General features: G+C 68.7%; 15 protein-coding genes. 7 read left to right on the forward strand and 8 right to left on the reverse strand.

Features of this window, described 5'->3' with window-relative positions; translation table 11 throughout:
• Positions 1-32: 32 nt before the first annotated feature.
• Complete coding sequence (locus DDE23_RS00115) at positions 33-1,304, reverse strand: acyl-CoA dehydrogenase family protein (RefSeq protein WP_107754517.1); 1,272 nt, start codon at positions 1,302-1,304, stop codon at positions 33-35.
• A gap of 121 nt (positions 1,305-1,425) precedes the next feature.
• On the opposite strand from DDE23_RS00115, the gene DDE23_RS00120 reads away from it, so the two are divergent.
• Both DDE23_RS00120 and DDE23_RS00125 read left to right on the forward strand, forming a co-directional pair.
• Positions 1,426-2,427, forward strand: coding sequence for a phosphotransferase (locus DDE23_RS00120; RefSeq protein ID WP_107754602.1), 1,002 nt, complete (start codon positions 1,426-1,428; stop codon positions 2,425-2,427).
• Entirely contained in the window at positions 2,424-3,059 is a 636-nt protein-coding gene (locus DDE23_RS00125; RefSeq protein ID WP_107754518.1) for a GntR family transcriptional regulator, read from the forward strand. The genes DDE23_RS00120 and DDE23_RS00125 overlap by 4 nt, the downstream gene beginning before the upstream one ends.
• A gap of 98 nt (positions 3,060-3,157) precedes the next feature.
• Here DDE23_RS00125 and DDE23_RS00130 read toward each other — a convergent pair whose 3' ends face one another.
• From DDE23_RS00130 to DDE23_RS00150, 5 genes are read right to left on the reverse strand one after another with little or no spacing between them, the layout of a single operon-like run.
• Positions 3,158-4,531, reverse strand: coding sequence for an NAD(P)/FAD-dependent oxidoreductase (locus DDE23_RS00130; RefSeq protein WP_107754519.1), 1,374 nt, complete (start codon positions 4,529-4,531; stop codon positions 3,158-3,160).
• Positions 4,528-5,613: a CaiB/BaiF CoA transferase family protein gene (locus DDE23_RS00135; RefSeq protein ID WP_107754520.1), complete on the reverse strand. Its 1,086-nt coding sequence runs from the start codon at positions 5,611-5,613 to the stop codon at positions 4,528-4,530. The genes DDE23_RS00130 and DDE23_RS00135 overlap by 4 nt, the downstream gene beginning before the upstream one ends.
• Positions 5,606-6,367, reverse strand: coding sequence for a glycerophosphodiester phosphodiesterase family protein (locus DDE23_RS00140; protein ID WP_107754521.1), 762 nt, complete (start codon positions 6,365-6,367; stop codon positions 5,606-5,608). The genes DDE23_RS00135 and DDE23_RS00140 overlap by 8 nt, the downstream gene beginning before the upstream one ends.
• On the reverse strand, positions 6,364-7,554 hold the full coding sequence (locus DDE23_RS00145; protein ID WP_107754522.1) for a glycosyltransferase family 87 protein: 1,191 nt from the start codon (positions 7,552-7,554) through the stop codon (positions 6,364-6,366). Before DDE23_RS00145 ends, DDE23_RS00140 begins: the two co-directional genes overlap by 4 nt.
• Before the next feature lie 60 nt (positions 7,555-7,614).
• Positions 7,615-8,766: a trans-sulfuration enzyme family protein gene (locus DDE23_RS00150; protein WP_107754523.1), complete on the reverse strand. Its 1,152-nt coding sequence runs from the start codon at positions 8,764-8,766 to the stop codon at positions 7,615-7,617.
• A gap of 187 nt (positions 8,767-8,953) precedes the next feature.
• Here DDE23_RS00150 and DDE23_RS00155 point away from each other — a divergent pair, with 187 nt between their 5' ends.
• Together DDE23_RS00155 and DDE23_RS00160 are read left to right on the forward strand one after the other, a co-directional pair.
• Positions 8,954-9,430, forward strand: coding sequence for a hypothetical protein (locus DDE23_RS00155; RefSeq protein ID WP_133239501.1), 477 nt, complete (start codon positions 8,954-8,956; stop codon positions 9,428-9,430).
• Between the two features lie 51 nt (positions 9,431-9,481).
• A complete protein-coding gene (locus tag DDE23_RS00160; protein WP_107754525.1) occupies positions 9,482-10,108 on the forward strand; it encodes a hypothetical protein in 627 nt (208 codons plus the stop codon).
• 43 nt (positions 10,109-10,151) lie between these two features.
• On the opposite strand, the gene DDE23_RS00165 is transcribed toward DDE23_RS00160, so the two are convergent.
• Positions 10,152-10,652: an Lrp/AsnC family transcriptional regulator gene (locus DDE23_RS00165; RefSeq protein ID WP_107754526.1), complete on the reverse strand. Its 501-nt coding sequence runs from the start codon at positions 10,650-10,652 to the stop codon at positions 10,152-10,154.
• Between the two features lie 301 nt (positions 10,653-10,953).
• Between DDE23_RS00165 and trxB the strand changes: the two genes are divergently transcribed.
• A complete protein-coding gene (trxB, locus tag DDE23_RS00170) occupies positions 10,954-11,895 on the forward strand; it encodes a thioredoxin-disulfide reductase (protein ID WP_107754527.1) in 942 nt (313 codons plus the stop codon).
• Positions 11,896-12,091: 196 nt separating this feature from the next.
• Here the strand turns inward: trxB and DDE23_RS00175 are convergent, their stop codons facing one another.
• Positions 12,092-12,544 carry an NUDIX domain-containing protein gene (locus DDE23_RS00175; protein WP_107754528.1) on the reverse strand — a complete coding sequence of 151 codons (453 nt, stop codon included), beginning with the start codon at positions 12,542-12,544 and terminating at the stop codon, positions 12,092-12,094.
• Between the two features lie 102 nt (positions 12,545-12,646).
• On the opposite strand from DDE23_RS00175, the gene DDE23_RS00180 reads away from it, so the two are divergent.
• Both DDE23_RS00180 and DDE23_RS00185 read left to right on the forward strand, forming a co-directional pair.
• A complete protein-coding gene (locus DDE23_RS00180) occupies positions 12,647-13,372 on the forward strand; it encodes an alpha/beta hydrolase family protein (RefSeq protein ID WP_238149862.1) in 726 nt (241 codons plus the stop codon).
• A 2-nt stretch (positions 13,373-13,374) separates the two neighbouring features.
• Positions 13,375-14,091, forward strand: coding sequence for a sulfotransferase-like domain-containing protein (locus DDE23_RS00185; protein ID WP_107754603.1), 717 nt, complete (start codon positions 13,375-13,377; stop codon positions 14,089-14,091).
• Positions 14,092-14,135 lie beyond the last annotated feature (44 nt).

Genomic DNA, 14,135 nt, shown 5'->3' on the forward strand with positions numbered 1-14,135 from the left:
CCCCGCATAATGTGCCGCGCGTTGCCGGGCCTTCAACCGCCCAGCGCCGGGTTGCGGCCGCGGTTGGTGACCTGGGGCGCCCAGCCGGGGTGGTTCAGCCCGCGGCGCTTCTTGATCTCCATCCGCGCCAGCTGGTCGCGGTGCACCTCGTCCGGGCCGTCGGCCAGCCGCAGGGTCCTGAGCCCGGCATAGGCCAGCGCCGTGCCGAAATCATTGCCTGTGCCGCCGCCGCCGCAGGCCTGGATCGCCCAATCGGCGATCTGGCAGGCCATGGTCGGCGCCGCGATCTTGATCATGGCGATCTCGGCGCGGGCCTCCTTGTTGCCCACCGTGTCCATCTTGTGCGCCGCATGCAGCGTCAGCAACCGGCATTGGTCGATCATCAGCCGCGCCTCTGCGATGCGTTCGCGGGTCACGCCCTGTTCGGCCACCGGCTTGCCGAAGGCCACGCGCTGCAGCGTGCGGTCGATCATGATCTCCAGCAGGCGCTCGGCCATGCCGATGGTGCGCATGCAATGGTGGATCCGCCCCGGCCCCAACCGCCCCTGCGCGATCTCGAAGCCGCGGCCCTCGCCCAGGAGCAGGTTCGAGGCCGGCACGCGGACATCCTGAAACAGCACTTCCGAGGCCCGGTCCGGCACGCCGTAATAGCCGAAGACCGGCAGCGAGCGGGTCACGGTGATGCCGGGCGTGTCCATCGGCACCAGGATCATCGACTGCTGCTTGTGGCGGTCGGGATTGCCCGGATCGGTCTTGCCCATGAAGATGCAGATCTTGGTCTTGGGGTTCGAGGCCCCGGTCGTGTACCATTTATGCGCGTTGATGACGTAGTTGTCGCCCTCGCGCCGGATCTCGGCCTGGATGTTGGTGGCATCGGACGAGGCGACGGCGGGCTCGGTCATGGCGAAACAGGACCGGATCTCACCGTTGAGCAGCGGTTTCAGCCAGCGCTCCTTGTGCTCGGCGCTGCCATACCGCTCGATCACCTCCATGTTGCCGGTATCGGGGGCGTTGCAGTTGAACACCTCGGGCGCGAGGAAGCTGCGGCCCATGATCTCGCACAGATAGCCGTATTCGACATTCGACAGGCCCGCGCCCTTGTCGCTATCGGGCAGGAACAGGTTCCACAGCCCCGCCTCGCGCGCCTTGGGCTTCAGCCGGTCGAACATCGGGTAGATGGCGAAGGGGCCCAGCTCCTCGGCCTCGCGGAAGAACTCGGCTTCGTTGGGATAGATATGCTCGTCCATGAAGGCCTTGAGCCGGGCCTCGTAATCCAGGACGCGGGGCGACTTGTCGGGTACCATGGGATCCTCCTGTGCTGGCGGCAGCCTAGAGAAACCCACAGCGTCTGGCAAGATCGTCTGACGATCCGGCTTGACGATGGCCCGCATCGCCGCCATCCTCGGGCAAACGCGGGAGGGGATCATGGCCGAAGCGGAACTCGATGCCTGGATGCAGGCGCATGTCGCGGGCTATCGCGGCCCGCTGACCCTGACCCGGCTGAAGGGCGGGCAGTCGAACCCGACCTGGCGGGTCGAGGCGGCCTCGGGGCGCTATGTCCTCCGGCAGAAGCCGGTCGGCAAGGTGCTGCCCTCGGCGCATCAGGTCGACCGCGAATACACGGTGATGAAGGCGCTGGGCGAGACGGATGTGCCGGTGCCGCGCATGCTGGGCTTTTGCGACGACGAGAGCGTCATGGGCTCCATGTTCTTCGTCATGGAGCATCTGGAGGGCCGCACCCTCTGGGACCCCCGCCTGCCCGGGATGACGCCGACCGAGCGCGCCGCGATCTTCGAGGCGATGAACGACGCCATCGCCAGGATCTCGCTGGTCGACCCGCTGGCCGTGGGGCTTGGGGATTACGGGCGGCAGGGCGGCTATCTGGAGCGCCAGGTCTCGCGCTGGACCAGGCAATACCGCGCCTCCGAAACCCACCGGATCGAGGCCATGGACCGGTTGATCGACTGGCTGCCGCAGACCATGCCGACCCGCCCCGAGGAGGTGCGCATCGCCCATGGCGACTTCCGCCTCGACAATCTGATGTTCCACCCGACCGAGCCGCGGGTGCTGGGGGTGCTGGATTGGGAACTCTCCACCCTGGGCGACCCCTACGCCGATTTCGCCTATAACGTCATGGTCTGGCGCATCGCGCCGGGGATCTTCCGCGGCCTCGGCGGGGTCGATCTGACCGGCACCGGCATCCCGACGGAAGACGAGTATATCAACCTCTGGTGCCGGAAGACCGGGCGCGAAAGGCCTGCGGACTTCGACTTTTACGTCATTCTCAGCCTGTTCCGCATCGCCGCCATCGTCCAGGGCATCGCCAAGCGCGCCCAGGACGGCACGGCGAATGATCCGCAGGCGGCCGAGATGGGCAAGGTCGCGGGCCCGCTGGCCGAGGTCGCCTGGTCCATGGTGAGGCGATGAGCGAACCCTCGGGGCCGGAGGCGCTGGTCCGCGACGTGCTGCAGGGCCTGGCCGAGGGGCGCTTCGTGCCGGGGCAGCGGCTGGTCGAGCCGGATCTGATGGCGCGATACAGCCTAGGCCGCTCCACGGTGCGCGAGGGGCTGGGGCGGCTTGCCGCCGCCGGGATCGTGGCGCAGACGCCGCATCGCGGGGCGCAGATCCGCCTGCTGACCCGCCGCGCCGCCCTCGATGTGCTGCGGGTGACCGAGCAGCTTCTCGGCCTCGCCGCCCGGCAGGCGGCCGAAGCGGTGGCGGCGGGCGCCCCGGCCGCGCCGCTGGTCGAGGCCGCCGGGGAATACGACGCCGCCGATGCGACCGAACGCCCCCGGGCCCGCGCCCGCTATTACCGGGCGCTGACCCAGCTTGCCGGCAATGCCGAGATCGAGCGCCTGCTGCCGCTGCTGCAGGTCCATCTGATCCGCGCCCAGCTGCGGCTTTCGCGTCCGCCGGAGGGCGGGACAAGGGCGGCGCTGGTCCGCGCCGTCTCGGCGGGCGATCCGGTGGCCGCCGAGGCCGCCGCGCGGCGCCATATCGCCGCCCTGATCGCCCTGCTTCCCGCCGTGCCCGACAGCGCCTTCGGGCCCCAGTCTTAACCTTTCCGAAACCCGCCTTCTTTGCGCGGCAAATATCCTCCAGGGGGGCCGGGGGGATGGAAAATCCCCCCGGGGCCGCCACCGGGCGCGCGCTTTGTTCAGCCGCGTCCCGTCAGCCGGTTGCCCAGCGCCGCCAGCCGCGAGGGGCCACCGCCCGCGGCCTCGGCCCGGTCGGCCAGCCCATAGAGCCGGTACATCGCCCGCACCCCCAGCCAGCGCAGCGGCTCGGGCTCCCAGGCGCGGGGCCGGCGGTTGACCCAGGGCAGGGCGGTCAACTCCGTCTGCCGCCCCAGCGCCAGATCGGCCAGCGTCCGGCCCGCCAGGTTCGAGGTGGAGACCCCGGTGCCCACATACCCCCCCGCCCAGCCGATCCCGTCCGCGCCCAGCCCCACGGTCGCGCACCAGTCGCGCGGCACGCCCAGCACGCCGCACCAGGCGTGGTCGATGCGGGCGCCCCGGGCGGCGGGGAAATGGCGGTGCAGGATGGCGGTCAGGCGGCGCACGGTTTCCGCATCGGGCGTCCCGTCGCGGTCCAGCCGCGCGCCGAACTTGTAGGGCACACCCCGGGCGCCCACCGTGATCCGCCCCTCGCGCGTGCGCTGGCAATAGCAATAGGTATGGTCGAAATCGCCCAGGATCTCGTGCCCTTCCCAGCCGATCTGCGCCCAGACCTCGGGCGGGAGCGGCTCGGTCACGATCTGCGCCGAATTCATCGGCAGCCATTCGCGCCTCAGCCCCGGCAGCGTCGCCGTGAACCCCTCGGTGCAGCGCAGGATCACCGGCGCGCGCAGGCGCCCGCGCTTGGTGGTCAGCAGTCCGGGCGCGATGCCGGTGACTTCGGTCTCCTCATGGATCACCGCGCCCGCGCGCTCCACCGCCTCGGCCAGACCCCGCACCAGCTTGGCCGGCTGGATCCGGGCGGTGCCGGTCACCACCATGGCGCCCCGCGCGCCGGGGATGCGGATGCGGGCGCGGGTCTCGTCCGCGCCGATGGCGAAGACGCGGTCCTCCTCGCCCCAGGACACGCGATGCGCGGTCTCGGCCAAGAGCCGCTGGTGCTGGGCGTCGTTGGTCGCCACCATCAGCTCGTCGCCGCGGCGGATATCGGCGTCGATGCCCTGCGCCTCGGCCACCGCGATCACCTCGTCCACCGTGCCCGACATGGCGCGGACGAGGGCGCGCACCGCCTCGGGGCTCGAGGTATCGGCATAGCGCTGGTGGTTCCACGAGAACCCGCCCGAGAGCCAGCCGCCGTTCCGGCCCGAGGCGCCGTAGCCCGCGAAGTGCTTCTCGACCAGCGTGACGCGCAGCCCGGGGTCCAGCTGCCTGAGATACCACGCGGCCCAGAGCCCGGTATAGCCCGCGCCGATGATCGCCACATCCGCGTCGCTGTCGCCGGGCAGGGGCGCGCGGCGGGTCCGGGGCAGGCCGATATCGGCGTACCAGAAGCTGAGCGCGCCGAGCCGGGTCATGCGAGGCCCAGCGCCGCCAGGATCTCGGCCCGGTGCTGGTCGCGCCGCGGGGCCTCGGCCGGTTCCAGCGCCCGCCCGTCGAAGCGCGGCGCCGGGCGCGGTTGCAGCATGCCGCCCGCCTGCGACCAGGTGCCCCGCGCCTGCAGATGCGGATCGCGGGCGGCTTCCTCGGGCGTCAGCACCGGGGCGACGCAGGCATCCGATCCCGCAAAGAGCCGGGTCCAATGGTCGCGCCCCTCGCTGGCGAAGAGGGTTGTCAGACGTTCGGTGGCTTTCGGCCAGCTTTTCCGGTCGTTCTGGCGCGCGAAATCCGGATCATCGGACAGGGACAAAAGCGACAGAAACTGGGCGTAGAACTTCGGTTCAAGGCATTGGACCGAGACAAATCCGCCATCCGCGCAACGGTAGCTGCGCGACCAATGCGGCCCGTCCAGCAGCGATTGCCCCCGCGTGGCGCGGAACATGCCGCCCGATTGCATCAGCATCAGCAGCGTCATCATATGCGCCGAACCGTCGACGATGGCCGCATCGACCACGGTTCCCTGCCCGCTGCGTCCGGCGCGGATCAGCCCGGCCAGCATCCCGGCCACCAGATACATGGCCCCCCCGCCGATGTCACCGACCAGCGTCGGCGGCGTGACCGGCGGCTCGCCGGGCAGCGAGCCGTACCAGAGCGCGCCCGACAGCGCGATGTAATTGAGGTCGTGGCCGGCCTCCAGCGCCCGGGGTCCGGCCTGCCCCCAGCCGGTCATCCGCCCATAGACCAGCCGCGGGTTCAGCGCCTGCGCCTCGGCGGGGCCAAGCCCCAGACGTTCCATCACGCCCGGCCGGAACCCTTCGATCAGCCCGTCGGCCGAGGCGATCAGCGCCTCCAGCACCGGGCGGTCCTCGGGCGATTTCAGGTCCAGCGCGATGGTCTTCTTGCCGCGGTCGAGGAGGTTCGCCTCCGGCAGGCCGGGCAGCGGCGGGCCGTCCGGGCGCTGCACGCAGATCACCTCGGCGCCCAGATCCGCCAGCGTCATGGCGGCGAAGGGGCCGGGGCCCAGCCCCTCGATCTCGATGATGCGCAGGCCTTCAAGCATGGTCTCTCCATTCCCCCCGGTCGATCAGGATCTGTTTCAGCAGGCTGGGCCGGTCGGTCATCAGGCCGTCGACGCCCATATCCAGAAGCGCCTGCATGTCGTCGGCCTCGTTCACCGTCCAGACCTGCACGCGGATGCCGTGGCGATGGGCGGCGCGCAGGAAACGTGGTGTCACAACCTCGATGCCGCGGAACCGCCGGGGGACCTGCACCATCGGGAAGCCCCCGCGTGGCAGCGGCAGGCCCCAGCCTGTCAGCCAGAGCCCCAGCGCCCCCCTGAGCGAGGGCGACCAGCAGAGATCCTGCCCCAGCAGCGCCCTGAGCCGCGCCGTGCGGGCGCCCGCGAAACTGCCGGTGCCGATCCGGGGCAGGGCGCGCATGCGGGTCACCAGGGCTGCCAGCGGCTCGACCACCGCATCGCATTTGCTTTCGATATTGACGTGAAGCTCGGGAAATTCCTCGAGGAGGTCGGCCAGCAGCGGGATCGGCGCGCCGGAATGGGTGCGGATCCGCGCCAGATCGCGCCGGGTCAGGGCGGCGATGGGCCGCGGATCGCCGGTCAGCCGCTTCAGCGTCGGATCGTGGTGGATGACGACCGCCCCATCGGCGGTCAGATGCACATCCGTCTCGATATGCCGATAGCCCAGCGCCACGGCATGGGCGAAGGCCGGCATTGTATTCTCGTCGTTTTCCAACGAGCCGCCGCGGTGGGCGATGGCCACCGGGCCGGGATGATCGAGCCAGCCGTGGGTCATGCCGGGGCCGGTCGCGAGAGGATGCGGCCGATCAGCGCCAAGAGCAGCAGATAGGCGGCGGCGCCGAACGAGAGTGTGGCGCGCGCCGCGGCGCTTCCGTCTTCCCAGCTCAGCCCCGCCATGCCGAGCGCGTGGGCCATTCCCCACCCGCCTGCGACCCAGAACAACGCCAGAATGAGGATGTCTTCCGTCGCCGAGCAGCGCGCCGCCAGATCGCGGGCGATCAGGGCGAAGCCGACCCCGAGGATCGCCATGTCGTAATCATAGACATAGGGGCTGACAGGAATGGAGGCGAAACAGGCCACAGCCAGCGAGTGTCTGAGGGGCCAGTGCCTCAGGACCGCCAGCGTCACCGCGCCGCAGGCCAGAAGCGCGGTGGCGATCTGACCGGCCATGGCCAGTCCCGCCGAGGCCCCCAGCGAGCGAAACAGCGCATAGGACGAGGTCATGCGGAAGAACGGATAGAAATCGGCGCTCAGGGCCTGTTGAGCCGTCTCGACCGCGAGCCGGAAGGCGGGCCAGATGCCGGGGCCCAGCAGCAGGGTGGCCAGGGCGGAACTTGCCAGGACCACGCCGGTTGCGATCCCCACGACCGGCCAGCGACGCGACAGCGCAGCGTGCACGCCGAGGCCGATGCCCAGATGCGGTTTGATGACAAGAAGTCCCAGTGGCCAGCCCGCCCCCGCGCGTCCTTGCAGGGACAGGAGCACGAAACCCGCCATCAGCGCCGCGATCAGGAAGGAATTCTGGCCGACGGCGATTGTCACGCAGACCGGGGGCAGGATGCTCAACAGCACCTTCGGCAGCTGCGGCCCCGATAGCCGGGCCAGAAGCCACAGATAGGCGGCCAGCGTCAGGCCGACGAACAGCGCATAGGCGAGACCGCGCGGCACAAGCTGCAAGAGCACGACAACGAGGTCGAATTGCGGCGGGTAGGTCCAGGGCATGAACCCGTCACGGTCGATCAGCCCCTCCTGAAGGCTCCGCATGACCACCGGATCATAGGCCTGCGCCGCACGGCCTTCGGCGACCAACTGCCCCGCAAGGTAGAAGGCGTCGAAATCGACCAGCGCGCCGTCGGCGCCCGGCGCCGGCCGCAGCTGCGCGAAATGCCAGATCATCCCCGCCAGCAGCGCCGCGACCAATGCCACGAAGACCAGCCGGGTGATTGTTTCATTGCTTCGCATGGTCTGTCGTCTTCCGTTCTGCCGCGGGCGGATGCGGGAGGGGCCTTCCGTCCTGCCGCCTCAGTCGCGGTGGCCCTGCGTCAGCGCGGCGTCGAGATCGTCGTAAAGGTCGCCCGCATCCTCGATCCCGGTCGACAGCCGCAGCAGATCGACCGGGCAGGGCGAGCCCGCACCCTCGATCGAGGCGCGATGCTCGATCAGGCTTTCGACCCCGCCCAGCGAGGTGGCGCGTTTCCACAGGCCGGTATGGGCGGCGGTGCCGATGGCGGCCTTCTCGCCGCCGGTCACCTGCACCGACATCATGTAGCCGAACCCGCCCGTCATCTGCCGCGCGGCGATGTCGTGGCCCGGGTGCTGGGGCAGCCCGGGATAGAGGACGCGCGCCACCCGCGGATGGGCCGAAAGCCGCTGCGCCAGCGCCAGCGCCGAGGCCGCCTGCCGCTCGGCCCGCAGGTGCAGCGTGCGCAGGCCGCGCATCAGCAGATAGGCCTCGAACGGGCCGAGGATACTGCCCTGCGATTTGCGGATCAGGCGGATGCGGGCGGTGAATTCGTCTTCGGTGCGGGCGGCGATCACCCCGGCCAGCACGTCGGAATGGCCGTTCAGGATCTTGGTCGCCGAATGCATGACGATATCGGCGCCCAGCGTCAGCGGCTGGGTGTGGACCGGCGAGGCGCAGGTGGAATCGACCGCCAGACGCGCCCCCGCGGCATGGGCCAGCGTCGCCGCGGCCTCGATATCGGTGATTGTCCAGAGCGGGTTCGAGGGCGTCTCGATCCAGACCAGCTTGGTGCGGCCGGGCCGGATCGCGGTCTTCAGGGCCAGAAGATCGTCGGTCTCGACGAAATCCACGGCGATGCCCCAGCGCTTGGCCTCGGTCAGCAACCAGGCGCGCAGGGCCCAGTACATGACCTTGGAGGCCACGACATGATCGCCCGGGTCCAGCGCCTGAAACACCGCCGTCGCCGCGGCCATGCCCGAGCCGAACAGCATCGCCCCCGCCTCGGCCGCCTCCAGCATGGCGAGCACGGCCTCGGCCTCGTGGATCGTGGCGTTGTCGGGTCGGCCATAGACGAAGCCGGTGGAATAGCCGTTGTCGGGATCGCGGATATAGGTGGTCGACAGGTGGATCGGCGGCACCACGCCCCGGGTCACCGGGTCGATCTTGCCCATGGCCTGCACGGCGAGCGAACGGGGGGTCCAGTTGGGCATGGCGGGGCTCCGGGGCGATGGGATTCCCTGAAACGGCTAGCGGCTGCGCGGCGTTGCTGCAAGGGGGCGCGGATCAGCGGTGCCGGGCGCGACACGGGCCAATTCGCAAAGGAAGAGCGAAAATTACCGGTTGACCGAATCCCGCCCGTCCTGTCCCATCCCCGAGTTCTTTAATGAGGAGATGAATATGCCGGAAATTTCGAGATTTCTGTCGCGCGTGGTTCTGGGGTGTCTTGTTCCCTTTGCCGCCGGAACCACCGCCCAGGCACAATCGCATTATCAGGGCGGGCACACCATTTCAGAGATGAGCCCGACCTGCGGCGATTATGGCTGGGGCCCAGTTGAAGGGGGCCTGTCGAGATTTCGTCCGGCTGGGGTTGGTTCCAATTCGACGGATTGGCATCAGGTCAGCTTTCATCAGCGGACCTATGCCTGGCACCTGCGCATTCCGGCCACGGCGCAGGCCGGGGAATGGGTGAATGCCCGGTTTTTCGCCATCGGCAGCCGGCACAATGACCTATCCGCGATCTGGGTCCAACTGATTGATCCGCCTGCGGGAATCCTGTGGGGCAATGAAATCATGCTGCGGATGAACCTGCTGAATTTCGAAGGGATCGCAAACTGCAATATCACCGTCAACGCGGTCTATCGCGCGACGCCCTAACGCACCGGCGCGCCGATCATTCGAGTTTCCCTTGTAACAGGATCAAGACCCATGCTGAAATTCAATTTCCTTGTGCCGGCGCTGGCATTCGCCCTGACGGGCGCTGGCGGAACCCGGGCACTGGCCGATGTCTTTGTCGGTGGCGGCTTCCGCAGCGACATGACCCATAATTGCGACCCGTCAGACCCGGAAATTTCCACTTATGTCGCCGCGGTGGGCCTTGGCTATCGGCCGGGCCAGAGCAACGACAATACCTCGACCCTGACCGTGATTTTCCTCGACGGTACGCAACAGATCGTCGTCTTTCAGGATGTCGAGGAATCCCGTTTCCGCTATCCGGCATATGGCACTTGGACGGGTGTGCTGAGCAGCTACAACAATATCCCCCGTCCCCGGCTGCGCGCCGTGCATCTGCGGGTGATCGAGCCCTCGGGCGGTTCGGATATCGGCACGGCCGACCAGATTTTCGTCCGTTTTCAGGTCAGCAATTACTGGCGCACCCGGGGCTGCACCGCCACGTTCACCGGCACGCTGACCAATGCGACGACCGCGGCCTATACCACGGGCGACACTGGCCTGGACCGCCCGAGCGGCCCCCCGCCCGAGGCGGACGCGCCGGACTTTGTCGTCGACGGGGGACGCGATTTCGAGGGATTCGGCGCCGGGCCCGACAGGTGACACCCATGGGCCGGGCGGTGCTGATACGGCCGCCCGGTCGCCCTCAGGCCTCGCGGCGGTAGCGGTCTTCGAGCACGTCGAAGGGCACGCCGGGCTCGTCCTTGGCGCAGCGGATGACCAGCGAGGTCTTGACCGAGGCCACATTGTCGGCGGCCAGCAGGTCCTCGGTCAGGAAGGACTGGAAGGTCGACAGATCCGGCGCCACGCATTTCAGGATGAAATCGATCTCGCCGTTCAGCATGTGGCATTCGCGGACCAGCGACCAGGCCCGGCAGCGGTCCTCGAAAGCCCGCAGATCGGCCTCGTTCTGCCGGTGCAGGCGGACCATGGCGAAGACCTGGACCTCGAACCCCAGTTCCCGGACATCGACGCGGGCGTGATAGCCTTGGATATAGCCCGCCTCCTCCAGCGTCCGCACCCGGCGCAGGCAGGGCGGCGCCGAGATCCCGACCCGCTTGGCCAGTTCGACATTGGTCATGCGCCCGTCGGCCTGCAATTCGGCCAAAATCATGCGGTCGATGGGATCGAGTTTCGCGCCGGGCATTGCGGCAGGTCTCCGTGTCGGTTTGCGCTTATGTAGGCACACTCGCCCTCATGCGCAATATTCTTTCGCAAACCGGCAAGATCGCTGCCGTAGCGACAGCGAAGCGGCGCCGGGAAGGGGTCGCCGCATTGGCCGGGAGCGGCCCGCGACCCCACCGCCAGCCGCCGCGGCGACCCCCTGCGCCCGCGCCGTCAGACCCTGGAAGACGGCCGCCGACACCTGCCTACGGTGCCGCACCCCCTTTTCGCGACGCCTCGGGTCTATATGTAAGGCGCAACGCAGGTCAGCCCGAGGAAGAATCATGTCCGACACCAAGCACACCCGCCTTCTGATCATCGGCTCGGGTCCGGCGGGCTATACCGCGGCGGTCTATGCCTCGCGCGCCATGCTGGAGCCGGTGCTGGTGCAGGGCATCCAGCCGGGCGGGCAGCTGACCATCACCACCGATGTCGAGAACTGGCCGGGCGATGCCTCGGTCATAGGGCCGGACCTGATGGGCCGGATGGAGAACCACGCGCGCGAGATGGGGACCGAGATCATCTCGGACATCATCCTGTCGCTGGATCTGTCCAAACGCCCCTTCACCGCCAAGGGCGACAGCGGCACCACCTATACCGCCGATGCCGTGGTGCTGGCCACCGGCGCGCAGGCCAAATGGCTGGGGCTGGAGAGCGAGCAGAAATTCCAGGGCTTCGGCGTCTCGGCCTGCGCGACCTGCGACGGGTTCTTCTATCGCGGCAAGGAGATCGTCGTGGTCGGCGGCGGCAACACGGCGGTGGAAGAGGCGCTGTTCCTGACCAATTTCGCCTCGAAGGTCACGCTGGTCCATCGCCGCGACAGCCTGCGCGCCGAGAAGATCATGCAGGAGCGGCTGTTCAAGCACCCGAAGATCGAGGTCATCTGGGACAGCGAGATCGTCGAGATCGAGGGTACCGAGATGCCGCTGGGCGTGACCGGCGCCAAGATCCGCAACGTGAAGACCGGTGACGAGCGGGTGATCCCCTGCGAGGGCTTCTTCGTCGCCATCGGCCATGCCCCGGCCTCGGAACTGGTCAAGGACCAGCTGAAGCTGCATTCGGGCAATTATGTCTGGGTGGAACCCGGCTCGACCCGCACCTCGATCGAAGGGGTATTCGCCGCGGGCGACCTGACCGACCATACCTACCGGCAGGCTGTGACCTCGGCCGGAATGGGCTGCATGGCGGCGCTCGACGCCGAGCATTGGCTGGCGGCGCAGGAATAAGCGAGGGGTTTCGCCCTCGGCCCCCGCTGTCGCGGGCGCCTCGGGCGACCAGCGGCGCCGCGTCCCGCGGCGCCGCAGAAGGGGGGCGCTGCCCCCCTCTTTGCTGCGCAAATTCACCCCCCGGGATATTTGCAGAACGAAGAGGGAGGCGGGGTGCGCCCGGGTTCGGGGGCGGATGCTCAGGATCGGCGTGCGGTCAGCGGGCGTAGAGTTCGAGCGGATCGTAGAGAAGGCCGGACCCGCCGAAGGCCACCTCGGGCAGGCTGTCGGGTTTGAAGCGGAGGGCTTGCAGCTCGTCTCGGGTGACCCAGCGCTGGCGGTTGACCACGCCTTCGGTGTCGATCCAGACGCCCTTGGGCAGCGCCAGCGCGGTGGCGCGGAAATAGATGTCGACCTGATGGATGCCGCTCTCGGGGTCGTGGAACTCATTGACCAGACAGGGGTCGCCGACGCGGATGGCGATGCCGGTTTCCTCGTGGATCTCGCGGATCAGATTGTCGGGGAGCGAGGCATGCGGCTCCACGCCGCCACCCGGCACGCACCACAGGTCGCTTTCATCGCCGGGCCAGGCATTGACCAGCAGCAGCCGCCCGCCCCGCAGGATCACCGCCCGGACCGACAGCCGCACCCGGGGCTTCACTCGCGTCATTTTGTCTGCCTCCTTCGCTTGCGCGGCATTCTTCCGCTTCTGCATCGGGAAGGCGAGCCCTATACTCGGCCCATGCGCGCCTTAGCCCTGATCGTTTGCCTCATGCCCCTGCCTGCCAAAGCCGAATGCGTGGTCCTGTTGCACGGGCTGGCGCGGTCGGATGCCTCGATGCTGGTCTTGCAGGAAGTGCTGAGCTTCCACGGCTACCGCGTGGTGAACGAGACCTACCCGTCCGAGGATGCGCCGATCGGCGATCTGGTGCGCTATGTCGCGCGCTCGGCCGCGCTCTGCGGGCAAGAGCGGATGCATTTCGTCACCCATTCGCTGGGCGGCATCCTGGTCCGCGCCTGGCTGGCGCAGGGCCATCCGCCGAACCTGGGCCGGGTGGTGATGCTGGCGCCGCCCAATCATGGGTCCGAGATCGTCGATGCGCTGCGCTCGAACGAGGTGGCCCATGATGTCGGCACCTTCTTCAACGGTCCGGCAATGGCACAGCTGGGCACCGATCCGAATTCGGTGCCGAACACCCTGCCGCCGGTGGATTTCGACCTGGGCGTGATCGCGGGCGACCTGCCGATCAATCCGATCGGGGCGGCGGTGATCGGCGAGCGTTCGGATGGCACCGTCTCGGTCGCCTCGACCCGGGTCGAGGGGATGCGGGACCATATCACCATCCCGGCCTCGCATACGCTGATCATGATGAACCCGATTGCCATGGCCGAGGTGCTGGAATTCCTCCGGAACGGCGTTTTTGACCACGGCATCACCTATGTCGGCGCCTTGCGCAAACTGGCCCGGCGCTGGCCGGCAATGGAGGCTGAGCCATGACGATCCGCATTGCCATGTGGTCGGGACCGCGCAACCTGTCGACGGCGCTGATGTATGCCTTCGCCGCCCGGGGCGATTGCGCGGTGACCGACGAGCCGTTCTACGCCGCCTATCTGGCGATGACCGGGCTTGACCATCCGATGCGGGAGGCGGTGCTGTCGAGCCAGCCGCAGGAGCCCGAAGCGGTGGCAGAGGCGCTGGCGGGCGAGGTGCCGGAGGGCAAGCCGATCTGGTATCAGAAACACATGACCCAGCACATGCTGGAGGGCGTGCCGCGCGACTGGATGGGCGCGTGCCGCCACGCCTTTCTGATCCGTCATCCGGCCCGGGTTGTGGCCTCCTATTCCAAGAAGCGCGAGGAGCCGGTGCTGGCGGATCTGGGCTTCGTGCAACAGGCGGAACTCTTCGACCGGGTGGCGCAGGCCGAGGGCGTGGCGCCGCCGGTGATCGATTCGACCGCGCTCAGGGCGGCGCCCGAGGCGCGGCTCAAGGCGCTGTGCGAGGCGCTGGGCATCGGCTGGACGCCGCGGATGCTGCGCTGGGAGGCGGGGCCGAAGCCCTATGACGGGATCTGGGCGCCGGTCTGGTATCACGCGGTCCATGCCTCGACCGGGTTCGAGGCGGCCGAGGGGCCCTTGCCCGAGCTGCCGCCCGCCTATGCCCGGCTGGCCGAGGCGGCGCTGCCCGCCTACGAGGCGCTGGCGGAGCACGCGCTCTAGGAGGGGTTTCGCCCTCGTTGCCCGCTGGCGCAGGCGCCTCGGGC

Origin of the sequence: Pararhodobacter aggregans, from assembly GCF_003075525.1 — a bacterium.
GTDB classification, from domain to species: Bacteria; Pseudomonadota; Alphaproteobacteria; order Rhodobacterales; family Rhodobacteraceae; genus Pararhodobacter; species Pararhodobacter aggregans.